The 18,467-nt window shown below is 71.9% G+C and carries 16 protein-coding genes and 1 pseudogene; 11 read left to right on the top strand and 6 right to left on the bottom strand.

Features of this window, described 5'->3' with window-relative positions; all coding sequences use genetic code 11:
* Position 1: 1 nt before the first annotated feature.
* Positions 2–418 (bottom strand): SsgA family sporulation/cell division regulator, encoded by a 417-nt coding sequence (locus ACIRB1_RS03150; protein ID WP_352181055.1) that lies wholly within the window; start codon positions 416–418, stop codon positions 2–4.
* A gap of 279 nt (positions 419–697) precedes the next feature.
* Between ACIRB1_RS03150 and ACIRB1_RS03145 the strand changes: the two genes are divergently transcribed.
* The 3 genes from ACIRB1_RS03145 to mmpA all read left to right on the top strand — a co-directional run bounded on the left by ACIRB1_RS03145 (position 698) and on the right by mmpA (position 2,736).
* The gene (locus tag ACIRB1_RS03145) at positions 698–1,753 is read left to right on the top strand and encodes an oxidoreductase (protein ID WP_352181056.1); all 1,056 of its coding nucleotides are present in this window, start codon (positions 698–700) and stop codon (positions 1,751–1,753) included.
* A gap of 73 nt (positions 1,754–1,826) precedes the next feature.
* Positions 1,827–2,516: an endonuclease V gene (locus ACIRB1_RS03140; RefSeq protein ID WP_403464374.1), complete on the top strand. Its 690-nt coding sequence runs from the start codon at positions 1,827–1,829 to the stop codon at positions 2,514–2,516.
* Positions 2,517–2,598: 82 nt separating this feature from the next.
* The gene (mmpA, locus tag ACIRB1_RS03135) at positions 2,599–2,736 is read left to right on the top strand and encodes a morphogenic membrane protein MmpA (RefSeq protein WP_199824137.1); all 138 of its coding nucleotides are present in this window, start codon (positions 2,599–2,601) and stop codon (positions 2,734–2,736) included.
* Positions 2,737–2,937: 201 nt separating this feature from the next.
* Here mmpA and ACIRB1_RS03130 read toward each other — a convergent pair whose 3' ends face one another.
* Both ACIRB1_RS03130 and ACIRB1_RS03125 read right to left on the bottom strand, forming a co-directional pair.
* A complete protein-coding gene (locus ACIRB1_RS03130; RefSeq protein WP_403464373.1) occupies positions 2,938–3,171 on the bottom strand; it encodes a hypothetical protein in 234 nt (77 codons plus the stop codon).
* Between the two features lie 146 nt (positions 3,172–3,317).
* A complete protein-coding gene (locus ACIRB1_RS03125; protein WP_403464372.1) occupies positions 3,318–4,496 on the bottom strand; it encodes a saccharopine dehydrogenase family protein in 1,179 nt (392 codons plus the stop codon).
* Between the two features lie 89 nt (positions 4,497–4,585).
* Here ACIRB1_RS03125 and ACIRB1_RS03120 point away from each other — a divergent pair, with 89 nt between their 5' ends.
* The 4 genes from ACIRB1_RS03120 (at position 4,586) to ACIRB1_RS03105 (ending at position 9,751) form a co-directional block, all read left to right on the top strand.
* Positions 4,586–4,975, top strand: a complete 390-nt coding sequence (locus ACIRB1_RS03120; protein WP_403464371.1) for an MmcQ/YjbR family DNA-binding protein — start codon at positions 4,586–4,588, stop codon at positions 4,973–4,975.
* 107 nt (positions 4,976–5,082) lie between these two features.
* Positions 5,083–6,249: a CaiB/BaiF CoA transferase family protein gene (locus ACIRB1_RS03115; protein WP_403464370.1), complete on the top strand. Its 1,167-nt coding sequence runs from the start codon at positions 5,083–5,085 to the stop codon at positions 6,247–6,249.
* Between the two features lie 11 nt (positions 6,250–6,260).
* Positions 6,261–7,475 carry an acetyl-CoA C-acetyltransferase gene (locus ACIRB1_RS03110; RefSeq protein WP_403464369.1) on the top strand — a complete coding sequence of 405 codons (1,215 nt, stop codon included), beginning with the start codon at positions 6,261–6,263 and terminating at the stop codon, positions 7,473–7,475.
* Positions 7,476–7,573: 98 nt separating this feature from the next.
* A complete protein-coding gene (locus ACIRB1_RS03105) occupies positions 7,574–9,751 on the top strand; it encodes a 3-hydroxyacyl-CoA dehydrogenase NAD-binding domain-containing protein (RefSeq protein WP_403464368.1) in 2,178 nt (725 codons plus the stop codon).
* A 19-nt stretch (positions 9,752–9,770) separates the two neighbouring features.
* On the opposite strand, the gene ACIRB1_RS03100 is transcribed toward ACIRB1_RS03105, so the two are convergent.
* Positions 9,771–10,484: a MerR family transcriptional regulator gene (locus ACIRB1_RS03100; protein WP_403464367.1), complete on the bottom strand. Its 714-nt coding sequence runs from the start codon at positions 10,482–10,484 to the stop codon at positions 9,771–9,773.
* Between the two features lie 101 nt (positions 10,485–10,585).
* On the opposite strand from ACIRB1_RS03100, the pseudogene ACIRB1_RS03095 reads away from it, so the two are divergent.
* Positions 10,586–10,825 (top strand): annotated as a pseudogene (locus ACIRB1_RS03095) (Appr-1-p processing protein); the annotation flags it as partial.
* Positions 10,826–10,910: 85 nt separating this feature from the next.
* Positions 10,911–11,837, top strand: coding sequence for a PfkB family carbohydrate kinase (locus tag ACIRB1_RS03090; RefSeq protein WP_352181066.1), 927 nt, complete (start codon positions 10,911–10,913; stop codon positions 11,835–11,837).
* On the opposite strand, the gene ACIRB1_RS03085 is transcribed toward ACIRB1_RS03090, so the two are convergent.
* On the bottom strand, positions 11,834–13,321 hold the full coding sequence (locus ACIRB1_RS03085) for a M1 family metallopeptidase (protein ID WP_403464366.1): 1,488 nt from the start codon (positions 13,319–13,321) through the stop codon (positions 11,834–11,836). The two genes, ACIRB1_RS03090 and ACIRB1_RS03085, sit on opposite strands and share 4 nt — an antisense overlap.
* Before the next feature lie 221 nt (positions 13,322–13,542).
* Here ACIRB1_RS03085 and ACIRB1_RS03080 point away from each other — a divergent pair, with 221 nt between their 5' ends.
* The gene (locus tag ACIRB1_RS03080) at positions 13,543–15,492 is read left to right on the top strand and encodes a Xaa-Pro dipeptidyl-peptidase (RefSeq protein WP_403464365.1); all 1,950 of its coding nucleotides are present in this window, start codon (positions 13,543–13,545) and stop codon (positions 15,490–15,492) included.
* Positions 15,493–15,634: 142 nt separating this feature from the next.
* Here the strand turns inward: ACIRB1_RS03080 and ACIRB1_RS03075 are convergent, their stop codons facing one another.
* On the bottom strand, positions 15,635–16,582 hold the full coding sequence (locus tag ACIRB1_RS03075; protein WP_403464364.1) for an FAD-dependent oxidoreductase: 948 nt from the start codon (positions 16,580–16,582) through the stop codon (positions 15,635–15,637).
* Positions 16,583–16,708: 126 nt separating this feature from the next.
* Between ACIRB1_RS03075 and ACIRB1_RS03070 the strand changes: the two genes are divergently transcribed.
* Positions 16,709–18,352: an ABC-F family ATP-binding cassette domain-containing protein gene (locus ACIRB1_RS03070; RefSeq protein WP_352181070.1), complete on the top strand. Its 1,644-nt coding sequence runs from the start codon at positions 16,709–16,711 to the stop codon at positions 18,350–18,352.
* Positions 18,353–18,467: the final 115 nt, after the last annotated feature.

Genomic DNA, 18,467 nt, shown 5'->3' with positions numbered 1-18,467 from the left:
CTCAGCAGGCGTCCCGCATCAGCTCGGCGAGGTCGTGGTCCAGATCGAGCTGGAGGTGTTCGAGACCGACGGGCACCAGCTCGCCGGTGGCGTGCAGGAAGCGGCGCACCTCGGACGAGTGGACGTGCACGACGGCGGTGCCCTCGGGGGCGTGGAACTCCATGACGGTGCGGTCGAAGCCGTACGGCCGCACCCGGACGTCGCCATGGCCCTCGGGGCGGTGCAGACCGGCCGCGAGGAGTTCCCGGGCGAAGGTCCAGCAGACCTCGACACCCTCCAGGGTGGCCGGTGCCGGGAAGGTCATCCGGACGGCGAACGGGTCCCGCCGGTCGTAGTGCAAGGTGGCGGGGATGCTCGGCATCCGCGGTGCTGCGGCGACGAGACGGGCCTCTACGGGCTGCTCGATGACGATGGACAACGCCTTGCTCCCTTGTGTGACGGCGGTGCGACTGCGGTGAAGGCCGGACGGACTCCTGAAAAGATTCCGGAACGGACCCCGGAGTGGATTGGTCCGCACTGGAAGAGACGCCGGAACGGGCCGATCCGTGCACATGAATTCCGAGTGACCTCTGTCACCGCCGCCCATATGCGCCCAAGGCGGGCGAGGGCATCTGGACGGCCCCCGGGGAGTGGGCTAGCTTCGCCCGCCATGAGGCGCATGGGGACGACGCGACGGGTGGGACGTACGTACCGGAGCATGGCGGTGGCCATGGCGTGCGGGGCGGCACTGGCCGCGCTGACCGCCGTACCGGCGCAGGCGCGGGACACCGCGCACCGGGCTCCGCACTGGGAGCTGAAGGACAGCGGGGCCGCCGGCGTGCGGTTCCGGGGTCTCTCGGCGGTCAGCCGGAACACCGCGTGGGTGGCCGGGACGGCGGGCACGGTGCTGCGCACGACCGACGGCGGGGCGAGCTGGCGGAACGTCTCGCCGCCCGGCGCGGCCGACCTCCAGTTCCGGGACGTCGAGGCGTTCGACGCGCGGCACGCGGTCGTCCTGGCGATCGGCGAGGGGGAGGCGTCCCGCGTCTACCGCACCGATGACGCCGGAGCGACCTGGACGGAGTCCTTCCGCAACACCGACGCGCACGCCTTCTACGACTGCATGACCTTCTTCGACAGCCGGCACGGCCTCGCGATGAGCGACCCGGTGGACGGCAGGTTCCGCATCCTGTCCACCGGTGACGGCGGCCGGTCCTGGAAGGTGCTCCCGAACGCCGGGATGCCGGCCGCGCTCGACGGCGAGGCGGGCTTCGCCGCGAGCGGGCAGTGCCTGGTGAGTTCGGGGCCCCGTGATGTGTGGCTGGCCACCGGCGGGGGCGCACGCGCGCGTGTCCTGCACTCCGCCGACCGCGGCCACACCTGGACGGCGTCCGACACGCCGATCCCGGCGGGTGACCCCGCGCGCGGGGTGTTCGCCCTCGCCTTCCGCGACCGTACGCACGGCCTCGCGGTCGGCGGCGACTACACCGCGGGCGCGCCGTCACCGCGGGCGGCGGCCGTCACCGGCGACGGAGGCCGCACCTGGCGTCCCGCCACGACCCCGCCGCCCGCCTACCGCTCCGGCGTCGCCTGGCTGCCCCACAGCCGCACCACGGCCCTCGCGGTCGGCCCCACGGGCACGGACCTCACGACCGACGCCGGCCGCACCTGGCGGACCGTGGACACCGGCTCGTACGACACCGTGGACTGCGCGGCCGACCGGGGCTGCTGGGCGGCGGGTGAACTGGGACGCGTGGCGCGGCTGGAGAACTGAGGAGTCGGGCGGGGCCGTCGCGGACCCCGCCGCGGCTTCGCCCTCCGGAGATCCCCGTACGCTCGGCACCACCATGACGACCGTAGACATTCCCGCGGGCTGGCCCGCGACCGAGGAGCAGGCCCGCGCCGTGCAGGACGAGTTGCGGGAGCGGGTGGTGACCGGGGAACCGGGGCCGCCGCCAAGGACCGGGCACGTCACGGGAGTCGACGTCGCCTACGACGACGAGCGGGACGTGGTGGTGGCCGCGGCCGTCGTGCTGGACGCGGCGAGCCTCGCCGTCGTCGCCGAGGCCACGGCCGTGGGCCGGGTCTCCTTCCCGTACGTACCGGGGCTGTTGGCCTTCCGCGAGATCCCCACGGTGCTGGCCGCTCTGGAGGCGCTGCCCTGCCCGCCGGGCCTGGTCGTGTGCGACGGCTACGGCCTCGCCCACCCCCGCCGCTTCGGCCTCGCCAGCCACCTCGGCGTGCTCACCGGCCTGCCCACCATCGGCGTCGCCAAGAACCCGTTCACCTTCACCTACGACGAGCCGGGCACCGCGCGCGGCTCCTCGTCGCCGCTGCGCGCGGACGCCGACGAGGTGGGCCGCGCCCTGCGCACCCGGGACGGCGTGAAGCCGGTGTTCGTCTCCGTGGGCCACCGCGTGACCCTGGACAACGCCTGCGCCCACACCCTCGCGCTCACTCCGGAGTACCGCCTGCCGGAGACGACCCGCAGGGCGGACGCGCTGTGTCGGCGGGCGCTGCGGGAGGCGACCGCGTGAACCTGCGGGCCGGGTCCCTGAGTACGTGATCTGAGTACGCGTACGGATGCGACCCCGCCCGCGTGATCGGCAGGCTGTCCGCATGACAACCCACCGTTCCCCGAAGCCCGTTGCCCACCCGAGCCAGCCGGTCGAGCGCGCCGTGACCATCGCGCTCGTCCTGTCCGTGGCGGCGGGTCTCGCCTGGATCGGCGGCATGATCTACACGCTGTGGCCGTGACGTCGGGGTGTACCGGCGCGGGAAACACTCGAGCCCCACACCGTGATGAACGGTGTGGGGCTCGGACTTGAGCGCCGGGCAGGCCTTGCACCTGCATTTCCCCGCGGGAAGCGGGGCGTCTTTCCTTGGACCACCGACGCGCGACCGAACTCCGGGTGTTCCGGCGACCGGCTCATGATCCATCATATCCCATGCCTGAGATCACTTCGAACTCCCTTGTGGGAGCGGCGGGTACAGCGTCCGGCGCTCCGCCGCGGCATGCCACCACCCGGGCGGCGAAGGGCCGGTGACCTCGGCGGTGGGCTGGTCCGGGTGCAGTCCTAGGCGGCGGAGCGCGTCGGCGTGGACTTGGACGTCGAACCAGCCGTGCCAACGACCGTCGGGACCGATGCCGCAGGCGAGGCCATAGCGCAACTCCCGCTCGGCGAACGGCATCCAGTCGATGCCGCGCTCACGCAGTCAGGCGCGCGTGGCCGACTGCGGCGCGGGGCGGCCGGGCAGGTTCTCGTAGGCCGCGACGGTGATCCACTCGGTGTGCGGTGTCTCCATGCCGTCCATCGTGACACGGGGGTCCGACAGTCTCACCGGCTCGCCGCCACCCGGAACGTGATGCCTGCGGCGCGGAGCCGTGCGATGAGGGCGTCGCCCATGGCCACCGCTGTCGTCACCTGGCCCGCTGTGGGCGGGAGTTCGTCGAGGGCCAGGGCGAGGGCCGACTCGGCGAACATCTTGGCCGTCTCGTCGTAGCCGGGGTCGCCGCCCGCGACCTCGGTGAAGACCCGTCGGCCGCCGCCCTCGCCGACGAACTTCACGGAGAACCAGCTCTGGGCGCGCTTCTCCGGGCTCGGCCCGTTGCCGGGCTTCAGGCGGTCGGACAACCAGCGTCGGGCGGGCGGGAGTTGGGCCGCCGTGAACAGGGCGCCGGCGGCCGTGACCCCGCCGAGCGCCATCGGGAGGCGCCGCGCGGCCGCGTAGTGGCGGTAGCGGAAGTCGGGGCCGTAGCGGTCCAGGGCCTTCGCGGATCGCTGAACGATCTGCGGGTCGATGGTCGGCAGGGGGACCGCCCAGGACCCGATCTCCCCGGCGAACCGCGGTGCCCCCATGGGCGCTTCGGCCCGGCGGCCCACCAGGCGCGGCTCGTGGCGGCGCCGCTCCCGGGCGGCGGCCAGCACCTGCCGGCCGCGCGCGAACTGGTTCAGGGCGCTGGCGAACGTACCGCCGGAGAACATCGCGTCGGCGGTCACGAAGCCGTCCACCGTCAGGGGCACCCCCTCCGGCAGCTGCTGGACCGTGAAGTACGCCCCCAGGTCGTGCGGGATCGAGTCGAAACCCGCGCAGTGCACCAGCCGGGAGCCGGTCTCCCGCGCGCGTGCGTCGTGGCGGACATACGTCAGGTCCACGAACTCCGGCTCTCCGCTGAGGTCGAGATAGTCCGTGCCGGTGTCCGCGCAGGCGGCGACGAGGTCCTCGCCGTAGGTCACGTAGGGGCCGACCGTCGTGGCCACCACGCGCGCGTGCTCGGCGAGTTCGCGCAGCGAGGACGGGTCGGAGACGTCGGCGCGCAGGACACCCACCGCGGTGCCCCGGGGCAGCCGTTCGCGCAGCCGCTTCAGTTTCAGCTCGTCCCGGCCGGCGATCGCCCAGCGCAGGCCCTCGGGCGCGTGCGCCGCGAGGTACTCCGCGGTGAGCACGCCGACGAAACCCGTCGCTCCGAAGAGCACGATGTCGTAGGGACGGTCCGTCCCGTTCAGCCTGCTCATGACACTCCAGTCCCGCGGCCCGCGCCGCTGTCGGTGGCTGAGGCTAGCGTGAGGACCGCGGAGCCCGACGACGAGCCCGGAGGTATCAGGTGACCGTGGACAGGAACGCCCTGAAGAAGCGGGCGAAAGTACGCGAGTTCGCCCTCGGCCTGCCGGGCGCCGTGGAGGAGTTCCCCTGGGGGGAGTCCGTCGCCAAGGTCGGCAGGAAGGTGTTCGTCTTCCTCGGTGTCGGCGACGGCAGCCACCCGCCGGGCATGACGGTCAAGCTCACGGACGAGGCGGCCCACGCCCACGCGCTCACCGCACCCGGCGCCGAACCCGCGGGCTACGGCCTCGGCAGGGCCGGCTGGGTGCGCGTCCCGCTCGCCGGACAGGGCGTCCCCGCCGCCGAGCTGCTGTGCAACTGGGTCGAGGAGAGCTACCGCGCCATAGCCCCGAAGCGTCTGACGGCCGAACTCGACGCGGGCGGTCGCGGGTGACGGCGGGTACGGTGGCTAAGCGCTTGCTCGCCCAGGCCTTGTGCCGAGTGGAACACGTTCTTTAGCATCATCGGTGTTACATCAGTTGTGTCACAGCTGGGGGCTGGATGACAGCGGCAACGACGCCCGGGCACGGCCCGCTCTCCGGCGTGCGCGTCGTCGAGCTGGCCGGGATCGGCCCCGGCCCCTTCGCGGCCATGCTCCTCGCCGACCTGGGCGCCGACGTCGTCCGCGTCGACCGGCCCGGCGGCCCGGTACTCGGCGTGGCCCCCGAGTACGACATCACCAACCGCAACAAGCGCTCGGTCCTCGTCGACCTGAAGTCACCGCAGGGCCCCGCGCGCGTGCTCGACCTCGTGGAGCGCGCCGACATCCTCGTCGAGGGCAACCGCCCGGGCGTCACCGAACGCCTCGGCGTCGGCCCCGAGGCCTGCCTCGCCCGCAACCCCCGGCTCGTCTACGGCCGGATGACCGGCTGGGGCCAGGACGGCCCCCTCGCCGAGCGCGCCGGGCACGACATCGCGTACATCGCCCTCACCGGCACCCTCGGCATGATCGGCAGCCCAGGGGAGCCCCCGCCCGCCCCCGCCAACCTCCTCGGCGACTACGCGGGCGGCGCGCTCTACCTCGTCGTCGGCGTCCTCGCCGCCCTGCACCACGCGCGCGTGAGCGGCACCGGCCAGGTCGTCGACGCGGCCATCGTCGACGGCACCGCCCACCTCTCCGCGATGATCCACGCCATGCTCGCGGCCGGCAGCTGGCAGGACCGGCGCGCCGCCAACCTCCTCGACGGCGGCTGCCCGTACTACGGCACCTACGAGACCGCCGACGGCGGCCACATGGCGGTCGGCGCCCTGGAGCCGCGGTTCTACGACGAGTTCGTGGACCTGCTCGGCCTGGCCGACTTCGCCGACGCACGCCGGGACTGGGCCCGCTGGGGCGAGCTGCGCGACGCGGTCGCGGCCCGCTTCCGGAGCCGTACCCGGGACGAGTGGACGGATGTCTTCGCGGGTACGGACGCGTGCGTGGCGCCCGTGCTGTCGCTGCGGGAGGCCCCGCACCATCCGCACCTCGCCGCCCGCGGCACGTTCACCGAGCACGGCGGGATCACCCAGCCCGCCCCCGCGCCCCGGTTCTCCGCCACGCCCACCTCGGTGCGCGGCGGGCCCGCCCTGCCGGGCGCCGACACCTCCGGCGTGGTCCGCGACTGGGACGTCCCCGGACTCGTCGACGCCATGGAAGATCCTCATCGAGCCGTCGAAAACCCTCATTGAAAGGCTTGTCAGTGAGCACCGAAGCGTATGTCTACGACGCGATCCGCACCCCGCGCGGGCGCGGCAAGGCGAACGGATCCCTGCACGGCACGAAGCCCATCGACCTGGTCGTCGGGCTCATCCACGAACTCCGTGACCGCTTCCCCGACCTGGACCCGGCCGCGATCGACGACATCGTCCTCGGGGTCGTCGGCCCGGTCGGCGACCAGGGCTCCGACATCGCCCGGATCGCCGCCGTCGCCGCGGGACTGCCGGACACGGTCGCCGGCGTCCAGGAGAACCGCTTCTGTGCCTCGGGCCTCGAAGCCGTCAACATGGCCGCCGCCAAGGTGCGTTCGGGCTGGGAGGACCTCATCCTCGCCGGCGGTGTCGAGTCGATGTCCCGGGTGCCCATGGCCTCGGACGGCGGCGCCTGGTTCAACGACCCGATGACGAACCTCGCCGTCAACTTCGTGCCCCAGGGCATCGGCGCCGACCTGATCGCCACCATCGAGGGATTCTCCCGGCGCGACGTGGACGAGTACGCGGCGCTCTCGCAGGAGCGCGCGGCCACCGCCTGGAAGGAGGGCCGCTTCGACCGGTCCGTCGTCCCGGTCCTGGACCGCAGCGGCCTTGTCGTCCTCGACCAGGACGAGCACCTGCGCCCCGGCACCACCGCCGACTCCCTCGCCAGGCTGAAGCCGTCCTTCGCGGACATCGGCGAACTCGGCGGCTTCGACGCGGTGGCCCTCCAGAAGTACCACTGGGTCGAGAAGATCGACCACGTCCACCACGCGGGCAACTCCTCCGGCATCGTCGACGGCGCCTCCCTCGTCGCCATCGGCTCGAAGGAGGTCGGCGAGCGGTACCGCCTCACCCCGCGCGCGCGGATCGTCTCCGCGGCCGTCTCCGGCTCCGAGCCGACCATCATGCTCACCGGGCCCGCGCCCGCCACCCGCAAGGCCCTCGCCAAGGCCGGGCTGACCATCGACGACATCGACCTCGTCGAGATCAACGAGGCCTTCGCCGCGGTCGTCCTGCGCTTCGTACGCGACATGGGCCTGTCCCTGGACAAGGTCAACGTCAACGGCGGGGCCATCGCGCTCGGCCACCCGCTCGGCGCCACCGGAGCGATCATCCTCGGCACGCTCGTCGACGAACTGGAGCGCCAGGACAAGCGCTACGGCCTCGCCACGCTGTGCGTCGGCGGCGGCATGGGCATCGCGACGATCGTCGAGCGCATCTGAGACCCCAGCGGCCACCAGAGCCCTCCTGTGGACACCGGAGCCGCTCCGGGCCACCTGCGGCCTCCGCGGCCATCAGAGACTTCTACGGAGAACCCCTCATGACCGAGAGCACCACCATCCGCTGGGAACAGGACGACACCGGCGTCGTCACCCTCGTCCTCGACGACCCGAACCAGTCCGCGAACACCATGAACGCGGCCTTCCGCGACTCCCTCACGGCGATCACCGACCGCCTGGAGGCCGAACGGGACTCCATCCGCGGCATCATCGTCACCTCCGCCAAGAAGACCTTCTTCGCGGGCGGCGACCTGCGCGACCTGATCCGTGTCACCCCCGACACCGCCCAGGAGTTCTTCGACGGCGGCCTCGCCATCAAGCGGAACCTGCGCCGCATCGAGACCCTCGGCAAGCCGGTCGTCGCCGCGATGAACGGCGCGGCCCTGGGCGGCGGCTACGAACTCGCCCTCGCCTGCCACCACCGCATCGCCCTCGACGCGCCCGGCTCGAAGATCGGCTGCCCCGAGGTCACCCTCGGCCTCCTCCCCGGAGGCGGCGGCGTCGTCCGCACGGTACGGCTGCTGGGCATCGCCGACGCCCTGCTGAAAGTGCTCCTCCAGGGCACCCAGTACAGCCCCCGGCGCGCCCAGGAGAACGGCCTCGTCCACGAAGTGGCCACCACCCCGGACGAGTTGATCGCCAAGGCCCGCGCCTTCATCGACGCCAACCCCGAGTCGCAGCAGCCCTGGGACAAGCCCGGGTACCGCATCCCGGGCGGCACCCCCGCCAACCCCAAGTTCGCGGCCAACCTGCCCGCCTTCCCCGCCACCCTGCGCAAGCAGACCAACGGCGCGCCCTACCCGGCACCGCGCAACATCCTCGCCGCCGCCGTCGAGGGCGCCCAGGTCGACTTCGAGACCGCCCAGGTCATCGAGACCCGCTACTTCGTCGAGCTGGCGGTCGGCCAGACCTCGAAGAACATGATCCAGGCGTTCTTCTTCGACCTCCAGGCCGTCAACTCCGGCGCCAACCGCCCCCAGGGCATCCCCTCCCGCCCGGTCCGCAAGGCCGCGGTCCTCGGCGCCGGGATGATGGGCGCCGGCATCGCGTACACGTGCGCCCGCGCGGGCATCGACGTCGTCCTCAAGGACGTGACCCCGGAGGCGGCGGCCAAGGGCAGGGCGTACTCCGAGAAGCTCTGCGCCAAGGCCGTCTCCCGCGGTCGTACGACACAGGAGAAGGCGGACGCGCTGCTCGCCCGCATCACGCCCACCGCCGACCCGCAGGACCTCGCGGGCTGCGACGCGGTGATCGAGGCCGTCTTCGAGGACACCTCGCTCAAGCACAAGGTGTTCCAGGAGATCCAGCACATCGTCGAACCCGACGCGCTGCTCTGCTCCAACACCTCCACCCTCCCGATCACCGCCCTCGCCGAAGGCGTCGAGCGGCAGGGCGACTTCATCGGGCTGCACTTCTTCTCGCCGGTCGACAAGATGCCCCTCGTCGAGATCATCAAGGGCGAGCGCACCGGCGACGAGGCGCTCGCGCGCGCCTTCGACCTCGTCCGGCAGATCAAGAAGACCCCGATCGTCGTCAACGACTCGCGCGGCTTCTTCACCTCCCGGGTCATCGGCCAGTTCATCAACGAGGGCGTCGCGATGGTCGGCGAGGGCATCGAGCCCGCGTCGATCGAGCAGGCCGCCGCCCAGGCCGGCTACCCGGCCAAGGTCCTCTCCCTGATGGACGAGCTGACGCTCACGCTCCCGCGCAAGATCCGCAACGAGTCCAAGCGGGCCGTCGAGGAGGCGGGCGGCACCTGGCCCGGCCACCCCGCCGAGGCCGTCATCGACCGCATGGTCGACGAGTTCGGCCGTCCCGGGCGCAGCGGCGGCGCGGGCTTCTACGACTACGACGAGGACGGCAAGCGCGCCGGGCTGTGGCCGGGCCTGCGCGAGCACTTCACCCACGAAGGCGCGGAGATCCCCTTCCGTGACATGCAGGAACGCATGCTGTTCTCCGAGGCGCTCGACACGGTCAAGCTCCTGGAGGAGGGCGTCCTGACGTCCGTCGCGGACGCCAACATCGGGTCCGTCTTCGGGATCGGCTTCCCCGGCTGGACCGGCGGCGTCCTCCAGTACATCAACGGCTACGAGGGCGGCCTGCCCGGCTTCGTGGCACGCGCGCGTGCGCTCGCCGAGCGCTACGGGGAGCGGTTCACGCCGCCCGCGCTGCTCGTGGAGAAGGCCGAGAAGGGGGAGCGCTTCAGCGACGCGCGCTGAGGCACGAGCCGCGAGTGGCTCAGCCGTCCCGGTCCTCCGGTGACTCCTTGAGCCACTCGCGGAGCTCCTCGCGCAACGACCGCTGAAAGGTCGTCAGAAGAGCCTGCACGACCAGGGGTTGCATGTGCGCGGACAGCGACTTCACGTCCTGCGCGGCCCGTTGGGAGACCTCCCCGCGCAACACCTGCGACAACGCGTGGGCCGCCGCCCGGGAGTGCTCGATCAGCACGTTCCGGGACGCGAGGATCGCCTCCTGGGAGATCGGCACGTCGAGCAGCCGCACGCCGAGCCGCAGCAGCCCCGAGTCGACGCGGTACGCGTCCCCGTCGAGCCCGACCACACCCATCGCGACCAGCCGCTCCACGTCCTCCTCGCCCAGAGCCCGCCCCGCCCGCCGCTCCAGCTCCCGCCGGTCCAGGGTCTCCGTGCCCTCCGGCGCCCACGACGCGACCACCGCGCGGTGGATCGCGAGGTCGTGCGCGGTGAGCTCCGGCGGCAGCTGTGCCACGTAGCGCTCGATCGCGGCCAGGGTCATGCCCTGCTGCTGCAACTCCTCGATCAGCGCGAGCCGCGACAGATGCTCCTGCCCGTAGTGCCCGACCCGCCGCGCCCCGATCACCGGCGGCGGGAGCAGCCCCTTGGTGCTGTAGAACCGGACCGTGCGGACCGTGGTACCGGCCCGCGCGGCCAGTTCGTCGATCGTGAGCGTGGGCTCCTCGGTGTCGGTCGTCATGTGCAGCAGTATCGCTGTCTCACCACCACTGTGAAACCAGGCCGGGGCCGTTGTCAGTGGTGCCGTCTACGGTGGTCGGCATGGGGGAGATCAACTATGTCCGGGGTGGCAGCAAGGGCGTCCCCGTGCGCTACGACGCGATCGACACCGCACTGACCCACCTCGCCGAGAGGGCCGCCGGGCTCGGCGCGTCCGTCCATATGCCCCGCATCGGCTGCGGTCTGGCGGGTGGCACATGGTCACGCGTCGAACCGTTGATCACCGAGAGGCTGGTGCGGCGGGGGATCGCGGTGAGTGTGTACGACCACGGGGACCGAGGGGCCCAACCGGCAGGCGCATGAAGGGACTTGCGGGGTTTTCTGCAAGCCCTTGCAATCGGCCGTGGGTGCCTGCTTGACTCACTGCCCGTATCCGAGAGGGAGAGCCATGAGCCGCGACATCGACGTCCTCGTCCTGGGCGGCGCCGGAGTGGACACCATCGTCCACGTCCCCCAGCTACCGCTCCCGTACGCCGACAGCTACATGATCGACCCCGGCATCCGCACCCGCGCCGGCCAGACCGGCGACTTCGTGGCCCTGGGCCTGAGTGCGCTGGGCCTGCGCACCCACCACCTGGACATGCTGGGCGCCGACCCCGAGGGTGACCTGGTCCGCGCGCTGCACCGCGACCACGCCATCCCGCTCACCGAGATCCCGCAGCCGGCGGGCACCAAGCGCGCGGTCAACCTCGTGGGCCCCGACGGCCGGCGCCTCTCCCTCTACGACGCGACCCGCGCCCGTCCCGACGACCGCCTCCCGGAAGCCACGGTCCGCGCCCTCGCCACGAGAAGCCGCCACGCCCACGTCTCCATCACCCAGCCCTGCGCCCACGCCCTCCCGCTGCTGCGCGAGTCCGGCGCGACGATCTCGACGGACCTGCACAACTGGGACGGCAAGAACCCGTACCAGGAGGAGTTCGCCCACGCGGCGGACATCGTCTTCCTCTCCACCACCGCGCTGACCGGCCCCCCGGAGCGCACGATGCGAGCCATCGCCGAACACGGCCGCGCCGAACTGGTCATCGCCACGGCCGGAGCGGAGGGCGCGTACCTCCTGGCCGACGACGAGCTGACCCACATCCCGCCCGTCGCCCCGCCCTCCGCGCCCATCGACTCGAACGGCGCGGGCGACGCCTTCGCCGCGGCCTTCCTCTACGGCTGGCTCAACCGGGAGACCCCGCAGCGCGCCGCCCGGTACGGCTCGATCGCGGGGGCGCACGCCTGCACGGTGCCGTCGACGGAGACGGCACCGATAACCCGCGGCGAACTCCTGGCGAGAGCGGCGCCCGCACCGCGGAACCACGCGGACGCTTAGTGCACGTCGTTGGTGGCCGCGATCCTCTTCCACGACTTCGGCCGCACCGGGGTCGCCGACGCCTTCGCGATGGACGCGCTCCGCGCGGCCGGAGCCGCGGGCTTGGCCGGCTCGAACAACCACGTGTCGAAGAGCGCGGACAGCGACTTCCCGGAGACCTGCTCGGCATAGGCCCGGAAGTCCGCCACCGAGGCGTTGCCGTAAGCGTGCTCCTGGGGCCACCCCTTCAGAATGGCGAAGAACGCGTCGTCACCGACCTCGTTGCGCAACGCCTGAATCGCCAAGGCCCCCCGGTCGTAGACGGGCAGTTCGAACTGGTCCTCCGGCCCGGGGTCACCCGGCGCGATCGTCCAGAACGGGTCGTCCGCCGGATGCGAGGCGTACACGTAGTCGGCGAGCTCCTGCGTGGTCCCCTCACCCTCGTGCTCCGACCACAGCCACTGCGCGTACCGAGCGAACCCCTCGTTGATCCAGATGTCCTTCCAACCCTTGAGCGACACGTCGTCGCCGTACCACTGATGGGCCAGCTCATGCACGACGACAGAGGTGTTGGCGCCGTTCGCGAACTGCCTGGGGCTGTAGTAGACGCGCGTCTGGGTCTCCAGCGCGTACCCGGTGGTCGTGTTGGGCACGTACCCTCCGGCCGTGCTGAACGGATACGGCCCGAAGTAGCCGCTCAGCCAGTCGACGATCTCCCCGGTCCGCTCGACGCTCGCCCGCGCGGACCCGTCGTTGTCGCCGAGGTCCTTGCTGTAGGCGTTGATGACGGGGACGCCGCCGTCCGAGGTGCTGGTCGTGATGTCGAACCTGCCGAGGGCGAGCGTGGCCAGATATGTCGCCTGCGGCTTGTTCTGCCGCCAGTTGTAGCGGGTCCAGCCGCGCTGTGAACTCGTCGACTGGAGCGTGCCGTTGGAGATCGCCTGGGTGCCGTCCGGCACCGCCACCGACACGTCGTAGGTCGCCTTGTCGCTGGGGTGGTCGTTGCTCGGGAACCACCACCACGCGGACTCGGGCTCGTCGGCCGCGACCGCGCCGTCCGGCGTGCGGTGCCATGTGCTGAAGCCGTACGCGCTCTTCGTGGACGGCACCCCGCTGTAGCGGACGACGACCGTGATCGGCGTGCCCTTGGGCAGCGGGGTCTTCGGGGTGATCTCCAGCTCGTGCTGTCCGGAGGTCGCGAAGGTCGCCTTCGCGCCGTTGACCCGGATCTCGCTGACGTCGAGCAGGAAGTCCAGGTCGAACCGCGACAGGTCCTGCGTGGTCTTCGCGAGGATCGTCGCCGTGCCCGCCAACTCGTCGGTGGCGGGCTGGTATTGGAGCCTCAGGTCGTAGTGCGAGACGTCGTAGCCGCCGTTGCCGTAGAACGGGTAGTAGGGGTCGCCGCTGCCCGGAGCGCCGGGGGAGTAGCTTGCCGCCGATGCCGGGATCGCCAGCATGAGGGAGGCCGCCGCGAGGGCGCCCGGCGCGATGATTCTGCGGTGCACGAGAACTCCAAGTCGTAGGGCTCCGCAATGGGTTGAGGAGCCATGGGGGTCCACGAAGGTCGAAGTGCCGTAGGTGTCGGTCCAGCGAGTCCGTCCACAGGCTATTCACTCCCTGTGCCCCGCTGCCTGTCCACGGCCCCTCCTGTCACACGATCGCCATTCGGCCGTCACGACCCGAGTGCCTCTTCCTGCGCGGGAGTTGACCGATGTACCGTCCGCGCATGCCGAAACGCACGAGCTTCACGATCTGGAGATCGCTCGCGACGGCGGCGATCGCCGCCCTCCTGGCCGCCTTCCTCACCCCGGCGACGGCCCAGAGCGCCCCGCAGGAGAGCCGGCCCGTCTACTCCTACGCCAACGCGGTCCGCGAGGCCGTCTGGGTGGACACCGGACTCGACGGCGACGGCGACGGGAAGACCGACCGGGTCGCCGTCGACATCGTCCGGCCGAGCGAACCCGCCCGCCAGGGCCGCAAAGTCCCGGTCATCATGGACGCCAGCCCCTACTACTCCTGCTGCGGACGCGGCAACGAGAGCCAGCTGAAGACGTACGACGCCGGCGGCAACGTTGTCCAGATGCCGCTGTTCTACGACAACTACTTCGTGCCCCGCGGCTACGCCTTCGTCGGCGTCGACCTCGCCGGCACCAACCGCTCCGACGGCTGCGTCGACGTCGGCGGACGCTCCGACATCCAGTCCGCGAAGGCCGTCGTCGACTGGCTCAACGGCCGCGCCAAGGCGTACACGACACGCACCGGAACCGTGCGCACTCAGGCGAGCTGGACCAACGGCAGGACGGGCATGATCGGCAAGAGCTGGGACGGCACCATCGCCAACGGCGTCGCCGCCACCGGCGTCAAGGGCCTGAAGACGATCGTCCCGATCAGCGCCATCTCCTCCTGGTACGACTACTACTTCGCCCAGGGCGCCCCGCTCTACGACTCCGGCCCCGACTGGCTCTCCGACGCCGTCGAAAGCCCCGACGCGCAGGCCAACTGCGCGGCCGTCCAGCGGAAACTCGTCGACGGCGCCCCGCGCACCGGCGACTGGACCCCGTTGTGGACCGAGCGCGACTATGTCAAGGACGCGAGCAAGGTCAAGGCCAGCGTGTTCCTCGTGCACGGCATGCAGGACCTCAACGTCCGCACCAAGAACTTCGGCCAGTGGTGGGACGCCCTCGCCAAGAACGGCGTCGAGCGCAAGATCTGGCTCTCCCAGACCGGCCACGTCGACCCCTTCGACTACCGCCGCGCCGACTTCGTGGACACCCTGCACCGCTGGTTCGACCACGAACTCCTCGGCTACGACAACGGGATCGACCGCCGGCCGATGGCCGACATCGAGCGCCACCCCGACCAGTGGGTCACGTCGGCGACCTGGCCGCCGAGCGGCACCGCGACGACCACCCTCCACCCGGCGCGGGGCACCAGGCCGGGCGTCGGCGCGCTCGGTCTCCGCACCGGCTCGGGCACCGAGACGTTCACCGACGACCCGCGGGAGAGCGAGACGGACTGGGCCGCCGCGATCGACAGGCCGACGTCGGACAAGGCGGGTTTCGTCACCGGCCCCCTCACCAAGGACCTGCGCCTGTCGGGCTCCTCGCAGGTGACCGTCACCGCGACGCCCACCACCTCGACGGCCCACCTCTCGGCCGTACTCGTGGACGTCGGACCCGACACCATCCGGGACTACGCCGACTCGGCCGAGGGCATCACCACGCTCACCGACCGCACCTGCTGGGGTGAGAGCACGGCCGGCGACAGCGCCTGCTTCCTCGCCACCCAGGCCAGGACCAAGGCCGTCGACTACAACGTCGTCAGCCGCGGCTGGGCCGACCTCGGCCACTACGCCTCCGCCACGAAGGGCGTACCGCTCACCCCCGGCAAGGCGTACACCATCACCCTCGACCTCGCGGCGACCGACCACGTCGTCCCCGCCGGACACCGCCTCGCCCTGATCGTCGCGGGCACGGACAAGGACCTCATCGACCCCCCGTCCACCACCCCGGCCCTCACCCTCGACCTGTCCCGCACCTCGGCCCGCCTCCCCCTCGTCGGCGGCGCGTCGGCGTTCAGGAAGGCCACCGCGGGCACCACGTCCAGGACACCGGCGCCCACGGCCCTGGACGGCGTACGAGCACCACGGTCCGCACAGCGGGTACCGGGCAACTGACCGCCGACTGACGGTCCTACGGCTCGACGGGAACGGCGGAGCGCATGTGCTCCGCCGTTTCGCGTGGGGCGGGTGTGCGGGGTGAGCCGGCCGGATTCCCGGCCCGCCCCGTCGCGCAGTCTCGGTGCTGTCCCCGAGCGCCTCAGCCCGCCCTCACACCCACCAGGTCCGCCGCCTCCCGCGCACAGCCCCACGCCACGGTGATCCCCGCCCCGCCGTGACCGTAGTTGTGCACCAACGCCCTTCCCCCGCCCAGTACTTCACGCTCCAGCCGTACCGAGGGACGCGTCGGCCGCAGCCCCACCCGGTGTTCCAGGACGCGGGCCTCGGCGATCTCCGGGCGGAAGGCCGCGCAGCGGGCGATGATCGCCTCGGCGGTCGCGGGGTCGGGGGTCATCGACCAGGCGTTGTCCTCGGCGGTGCCGCCCAGGATGAGGCCGCCCGGCTGCGGGAAGAAGTACGTGGACGTGTCCGCCGAGTGGTCGACGGACGTCAGCCAGGTGGTGATCCCCGGGTTCTCCACGACGACCAGCTGCCCCCGCACCGGCCGCACCGAGGGATCGGGCACCAGGTCCAGGGAGGCCAGCCCGGTGCAGTTGACCACGACGGACGCCGGTACCTCGGTGAGAGCGGCCACCGACACCTCCTCGACGGTCCCGCCCAGTTCCACGAACCGGTCCCGCAGCCACGGGAGATGGACCGACATGTCGATCAGCGGCAGCCGAGCCCACAGTCCGCCGCCCGCGAACTCCTCGGCCCGCGCCTCCCGCAGCCCCGGCACCCGGGCCGCCCACGACCCCAGCTCGTCCAGCCGGGTCTGACCCTGTACGCCGTCGACCATGCGTACCCCCGTCTCCTCGGGCCGCGCCGCCAACTCCTCGTACACGACGAGCGATTGGAGCGCCCACTCACCGACGAGCGGCTCCGGTTCGATCCGGTACGGCCACCACAGCGCGCCCGCGACCGCCGAGGTCGTCAGCTCGACCGGCTCCCGCGTCCACACCCGCACCCGCGCCCCGCGCTCCGCCAGCACGACGGCCGTCGTCAGTCCGATGACACCACCGCCGACCACGATCACATCGCCACTCATGCCGTCACTCCCGCCACTCCCGCCGCTCTCCATGCGCGGACGGTAGCCGAACAGGCCATGCGGTGCCGAGCCCCGTCGGACTGGACGCCAAGGCGGGGAAGAGGACCGATTAGGATCGGCGATCTGATGACTGCCACTCTCGTCGCCAAGAATCTCGCCGCCGGACACGGCGACCGCGCCCTCTTCACCGGGCTCGACCTCGTCGTCGCCCCCGGTGATGTGATCGGTCTGGTCGGTGCCAACGGCGCGGGCAAGTCCACCCTGCTCAGGATGCTCGCCGGCCTGCTCGCACCGGAGGAGGGCGAACTGCGCCTCTCCCCGCCGGCCGCGACCGTAGGACATCTGCCGCAGGAGCCGGAGCGGCGCCCGGGCGAGAGCGTGCGCGCCTTCCTCGCGCGCCGCACGGGGGTCGCCGAGGCCCAGCGGACCATGGACGAGGCCACGCAGGCACTGGTGGACGGCGCTCCCGGCGCCGACGACGCGTACTCGTCGAGCCTGGAGCGCTGGCTCGACCTCGGCGGCGCCGACCTCGACGAACGCGCCGAGGAGATCGCCGACACCCTCGGCCTGGCCGTCGACCTGGACCAGCCGATGACGTCCCTGTCCGGCGGCCAGGCGGCGAGAGCGGGCCTGGCCTCGCTCCTGCTCTCCCGCTACGACATCTTCCTGCTCGACGAGCCCACCAACGACCTGGACCTCGACGGCCTGGAGCGCCTCGAACGCTTCGTCTCCGGCCTCCGCGCGGGCACGGTCGTCGTCTCGCACGACCGCGAGTTCCTCACCCGCACGGTCACCAAGGTCCTCGAACTCGACCTGGCCCAGAACCAGATCAACCTCTACGGCGGCGGCTACGAGGCGTACCTGGAGGAGCGGGACGTCGCGCGCCGGCACGCCCGCGACGACTTCGAGGAGTACGCCGACAAGCGCTCCGCGCTCCAGGACCGGGCGCAGATGCAGCGCGGGTGGATGGACAAGGGCGTCAAGAACGCCCGGCGCAAGGCGAACAACGACAACGACAAGATCGGCCGCAAGTTCCGCAGCGAGGCGAGCGAGAAGCAGGCGGCGAAGGCCCGGCAGACCCAGCGCATGATCGAACGGCTCGATGTCGTCGAGGAGCCCCGCAAGGAGTGGGAACTGCGCATGGAGATCGCGTCCGCGCCCCGCTCGGGCTCGGTCGTGGCCACCCTGCGGGACGCCGAGGTACGGCGCGGTGACTTCGGCTTCGGCCCGGTGTCCCTTCAGATCGACTGGGCGGACCGGGTCGCGGTGACCGGCGCGAACGGCGCGGGCAAGTCGACCCTCCTCGGCGCGCTGCTCGGCCGCATCCCGCTGGACGCCGGGCACGCGACGCTCGGCTCGGGCGTCCTGGTCGGCGAGGTCGATCAGGCCCGGCTGCTGTTCCACGGCACGGAGTCGCTGCTCGACGCGTTCTGCGCCGCCGTCCCGGACACCGAGCCGGCCGAAGTCCGCACCCTGCTCGCCAAGTTCGGCCTCAAGGCCCACCATGTGATGCGCCCCGCCGCGACTCTGTCACCGGGCGAGCGGACCCGTTCCGCCCTGGCCCTGCTCCAGGGCCGAGGCGTCAACCTCCTGGTCCTGGACGAGCCCACGAACCACCTCGACCTGCCGGCGATCGAGCAGCTGGAGTCGGCGCTCGACGCGTACGAGGGGACCCTGCTGTTGGTCACTCATGACCGGCGGATGCTGGATGCGGTGCAGGTGACGCGGCGGTTGGAGGTCGCGGACGGGAAGGTGACGGAGGCGCGGTAGCGTCGCCGTTCGTCTGCGACGCCGTCGTGGCTGGTCGCGCAGTTCCCCGCGCCCCTAGGGGGAGGGCGCTCGGCGGCGACAAAGAGGCGCGGTCGGAATGACGACACCCTGCGGG

Origin of the sequence: Streptomyces sp. NPDC096013 (assembly GCF_044763565.1) — a bacterium.
Taxonomy (GTDB): Bacteria; Actinomycetota; Actinomycetes; order Streptomycetales; family Streptomycetaceae; genus Streptomyces.
Note: the sequence above shows the minus strand (reverse complement) of the source record. Positions and strands in the feature narration are given on the sequence as shown.